Source organism: Cellulomonas massiliensis JC225 (assembly GCF_000312005.1).
Lineage (GTDB): Bacteria > Actinomycetota > Actinomycetes > Actinomycetales > Cellulomonadaceae > Cellulomonas > Cellulomonas massiliensis.
The window spans coordinates 182,726-186,580 of sequence record NZ_HE978588.1; the positions used below are offsets into that span (position 1 = coordinate 182,726).

3 protein-coding genes and 1 pseudogene are annotated in these 3,855 nt (G+C 74.7%); 2 read left to right on the top strand and 2 right to left on the bottom strand.

The genetic code is table 11. The features are described from left to right. Nucleotides 1–486, top strand: a pseudogene (locus HGCM_RS00890) (hypothetical protein); the annotation flags it as partial. 58 nt (nt 487–544) lie between these two features. Here HGCM_RS00890 and HGCM_RS00895 read toward each other — a convergent pair. Then, the gene (locus tag HGCM_RS00895; RefSeq protein WP_019135015.1) at nt 545–1,927 is read right to left on the bottom strand and encodes an FAD-dependent oxidoreductase; all 1,383 of its coding nucleotides are present in this window, start codon (nt 1,925–1,927) and stop codon (nt 545–547) included. A 214-nt stretch (nt 1,928–2,141) separates the two neighbouring features. On the opposite strand from HGCM_RS00895, the gene rarD reads away from it, so the two are divergent. Next, nucleotides 2,142–3,059, top strand: coding sequence for an EamA family transporter RarD (gene rarD, locus HGCM_RS00900; RefSeq protein WP_019135016.1), 918 nt, complete (start codon nt 2,142–2,144; stop codon nt 3,057–3,059). A gap of 10 nt (nt 3,060–3,069) precedes the next feature. Here the strand turns inward: rarD and HGCM_RS00905 are convergent, their stop codons facing one another. Then, nucleotides 3,070–3,807, bottom strand: a complete 738-nt coding sequence (locus HGCM_RS00905; protein WP_019135017.1) for a PP2C family protein-serine/threonine phosphatase — start codon at nt 3,805–3,807, stop codon at nt 3,070–3,072. Between the last annotated feature and the right edge of the window lie 48 nt (nt 3,808–3,855).

The following is a 3,855-nucleotide window of genomic DNA, read 5'->3' on the forward strand; positions in this document are numbered from 1 at the left end:
GGCCGAGAGGCGGCAGCCGCGGCCGCGCTCGTCGGCGTCGGGCTGCTCGTGGCGGCCTGCTCAGCGGCCGACGAGGGCCCCGTGCCCGACGAGGCCCTGTTCGCGCAGATCGACGCCTTGCCCGGCGTCATGTCCTCGGACATCCACTACATGCACGGCCTGTGGGCGCCGGACGTGTACGGCGGCGGCATCGACGTCGCGCCCGGCGCCGACGCGGTCTGCCTGCTCGACCAGGTCTACGAGATCCTCTGGCAGGGCCGGCACGTCGACATCGCCGTCAACGCGTTCCAGCCGGGGATGCAGACCGTCGAGCGGCGCAACTTCCTCGGCTCCGACCGGCTCGTCCAGCGGTACGGGCCGCGGCCGACCGCACCGGCGCCCACGCCGAGCGTGCCCGCCTGCCGGCCGCCGGCGCCCGACGCCCCGACGACGACGCCCCTGCCGGGCTGGACGCTCGCGCCGAGCCCCGCGCCGACCGGCTCCTGACGCGGCGACGGCCCGCTCCGTGCCGGAGCGGGCCGCCGCCGGTGGTCGGTCCGGCGCGTCAGCCGCCGAGCGGACGCCCGAGGGAGATCGCGACCATGTCCTCGCGGGGGACGAGCTTGACGCGCTCGCGCCCGTGCGGCTCGCCGAGCGAGCGCTCGTAGGCGTCGAGCAGCTCCCAGCCCTTCCAGTCGATGACGTCCACGCCGCGCCCCCGCAGGAACTCGAGGATCGCCTCGGGGTCGCGCTCGGTCGCGGTGTAGAACGACTCGCCGGCCTCGGCGACGTCCTCGCCCAGGTGACGGATCGTCTCGGACGCGTCGGACTTGGTGTGCCCGATGAGGCCCACGGGGCCGCGCTTGATCCAGCCGGTGGCGTACACGCCCGGCAGGTACTCGCCGTCGACGTCGACGACGCGCCCCTCGCGGTTCGGGATCACGCCCGCGACGTCGTCGAACGGGATGTCGACGAGCGGCGAGCCGAAGTACCCGACGGCGCGGTAGACCGCCTCGACGGGCCAGTCGACCGTCTGGCCGGTGCCGGTGACGTTGCCGTCGCCGTTGAGCGCGGTGCGCTCGGTGCGCAGGCCCACGACCTTGCCGTCCTCGCCCAGCACCTCGACGGGCTTGTGCAGGAAGTGCAGGTGGATGCGGCGGCTCGCCGTGTTCTCCTCGGGGTCCTTGAGGGTCCAGTCCGTCAGCGTCTTGACGACCTGCTTCGTCTGGTTCGAGGAGTGGATCGCGGCCATGGAGCCCTCGTCGAACTCGAAGTCCTCGGGGTAGACGATGACGTCGACGTCCGGGACGTGACCGAGCTCGCGCAGCTCGAGCGGCGAGAACTTCACCTGGGCCGGGCCGCGCCGGGCGAAGACGTGCACGTCGGTGACCGGCGAGCGCTCGAGGATCTCGTGCACGTTCGCGGGCACCTCGGTGGGCAGCAGGTCCTGCGCGTGCTTCGCGAGGATGCGGGCGACGTCGAGCGCGACGTTGCCCGCCCCGATCACCGCGACCTGCTGCGCCTCCAGGGGCCACGTGCGCGGCACGTCGGGATGGCCGTCGTACCAGGAGACGAAGTCCGCGGCGCCGAAGCTGCCCTCCAGCTCGATGCCGGGGATGGGCAGCGCGGCGTCCCGGATCGAGCCGGTCGAGAAGATCACCGCGTCGTAGTACGTCCGCAGGTCGTCGAGCTTGAGGTCGGTGCCGTAGTCGACGTTGGCGAGCAGCCGGATGTCGCCGCGCTCGAGCACCTTGTGCAGCGCGACGATGATCTGCTTGATGCGCGGGTGGTCGGGCGCCACGCCGTAGCGCACGAGCCCGAACGGCGCGGGGAGGCGCTCGAAGAGGTCGATCGCGACGTCGAGGCCGGACTTCGACAGGATGTCGGAGGCGTAGATGCCCGCGGGGCCGGCGCCGACGACGGCGACGCGCAGGGTCGGGGTGCTCACAGGGCGCTCGGACCTTCCGGTAGCGGGGAGGTGTGCCGCCCGGCGCTCGTCGGCGTGGGCGTCTCGTGCGTGCCGGGGCGCGCAGCGACGGTCCAGTGTAGGAGCCGCGGTGAGGGCGCCCTCACCCCGGGTCCAGGATGCGGACGGCGCGTCCATCATGCGGTCAGCCTCGAACCGGTTCGACCCGCCGCGACGCGCGCCCTACAGTCGGCCCGTGGACGCGCGGCCCGCCGCCGACCCCGCGGGCCTCGGCCTCGGGCTCGGCGCCTACCTCCTGTGGGGCCTGCTCCCCCTCTACTTCCCGCTGCTGCAGCCCGCCGGGCCGGTCGAGATCGTCGCGCACCGCATCGTCTGGTCGCTCGTCTTCTGCGCCCTGCTGCTCACGGCCGCCCGGCAGTGGCCCGCGCTCCTCGCGGTGCTGCGGTCGCGACGGTCCGTGGGGCTGCTGACGCTCGCGGCCGCGCTCGTCGCCGTCAACTGGCTGGTGTTCGTGCTGGGCGTCCTCACCGACCGCGTCGTCGACGCGTCGCTGGGCTACTACGTCAACCCGCTCGTCACCGTCGCCCTCGCCGTCCTCGTCCTGCGCGAGCGCCTGCGTCCCGTCCAGTGGGTCGCGCTCGGGTTCGGCGCGGCGTCCGTCGTCGTCATCACCGTCGGGTACGGCGAGCTGCCGTGGATCGCGCTCACGCTCGCCGTCAGCTTCGCGCTCTACGGGCTGATCAAGAACCGCGTCGGCCGGGACGTCGGCGCCGTGCCGAGCCTCGCGACGGAGACGCTCGTCCTCACGCCGCTGGCGCTGGGCTACCTCCTGTGGCTCGGCAGCCAGGGCGAGGGGCACTTCACGTCGGCCGGCCCCTGGCACACGGCGGCGCTCGTGAGCGCCGGCGTGGTCACCGCCGTGCCCCTGCTGCTGTTCGGCGCGGCCGCCCGGCGCCTGCCGCTCTCGGTGGTCGGGATGCTGCAGTACGTCACGCCGACGATGCAGCTGCTGCTGGCCGTCGTCGTGCTGCACGAGCAGATGCCGGCGGCGCGCTGGTGGGGCTTCGGCCTGGTCTGGGTCGCGCTCGTGCTGCTCGTCGTCGACGGGCTGCGCGCCGGCCGCGCGCAGCGCCTCGCCCGCGCAGCGCGCTGACGCGCGTCGGTCAGCGGCGCCCGACCGCCGCCTCGACGACCACCGCCGTGATGTTGTCGCGGCCGCCGTGCTTCACGGCCGCCCGCACCAGCCGGTCCGCCGCCGCCTGCGGGTCCGGGGCGGCGCGCAGCTCCGCCTCGATGCGCTGGTCGGTGAGCTCGTCGGTGAGGCCGTCGGAGCACAGCAGCATCCGGTCGCCCGGGCTGACGGGCAGCAGCCACACGTCCGGGTCGACGTCGGAGGCGCTGCCGCCCAGCACGCGCGTGACGACGTTGCGCCGCGGGTGCGTCGCCGCCTCCGCCTCCGGGATCACCCCGTCGCGCACCAGCTCGGCGACCTCCGAGTGATCCACCGTGACCTGCTCCAGCACGCCGCCCGCCATCCGGTAGGTCCGCGAGTCGCCGACGTTGACCACGAGCCAGCACGGCACGCCCCCGTGCTCCGTGAGGACGACCCCCGTGAGCGTCGAGCCCGGCCGCCGGCCGCTCGGCGACGGCAGGAGCCGCACCCGCACGTGCGCGAGCCGCGTCACGTCCCGCGCGTCCTGGACCGTCGGCGTCCGCATCGTCGCCAGGTCCCGCGCCACCTCGATCGCCGCGGCGCTGGCCAGCGCGCCCCCGTCGTGCCCGCCCATGCCGTCCGCGACGAGGTAGGCGCCCTCCGCCACGAACCACGCGTCCTCGTTCTCGGCACGGCGGCCCACGGCCGTCGCGGCGCCCGCCGTCAGGCGCACCCGGGGCAGGATCATCGGAGGGGCCTCCGGGCCGCGCGGGCGCCGAGGACGAGCGCGAGCCCC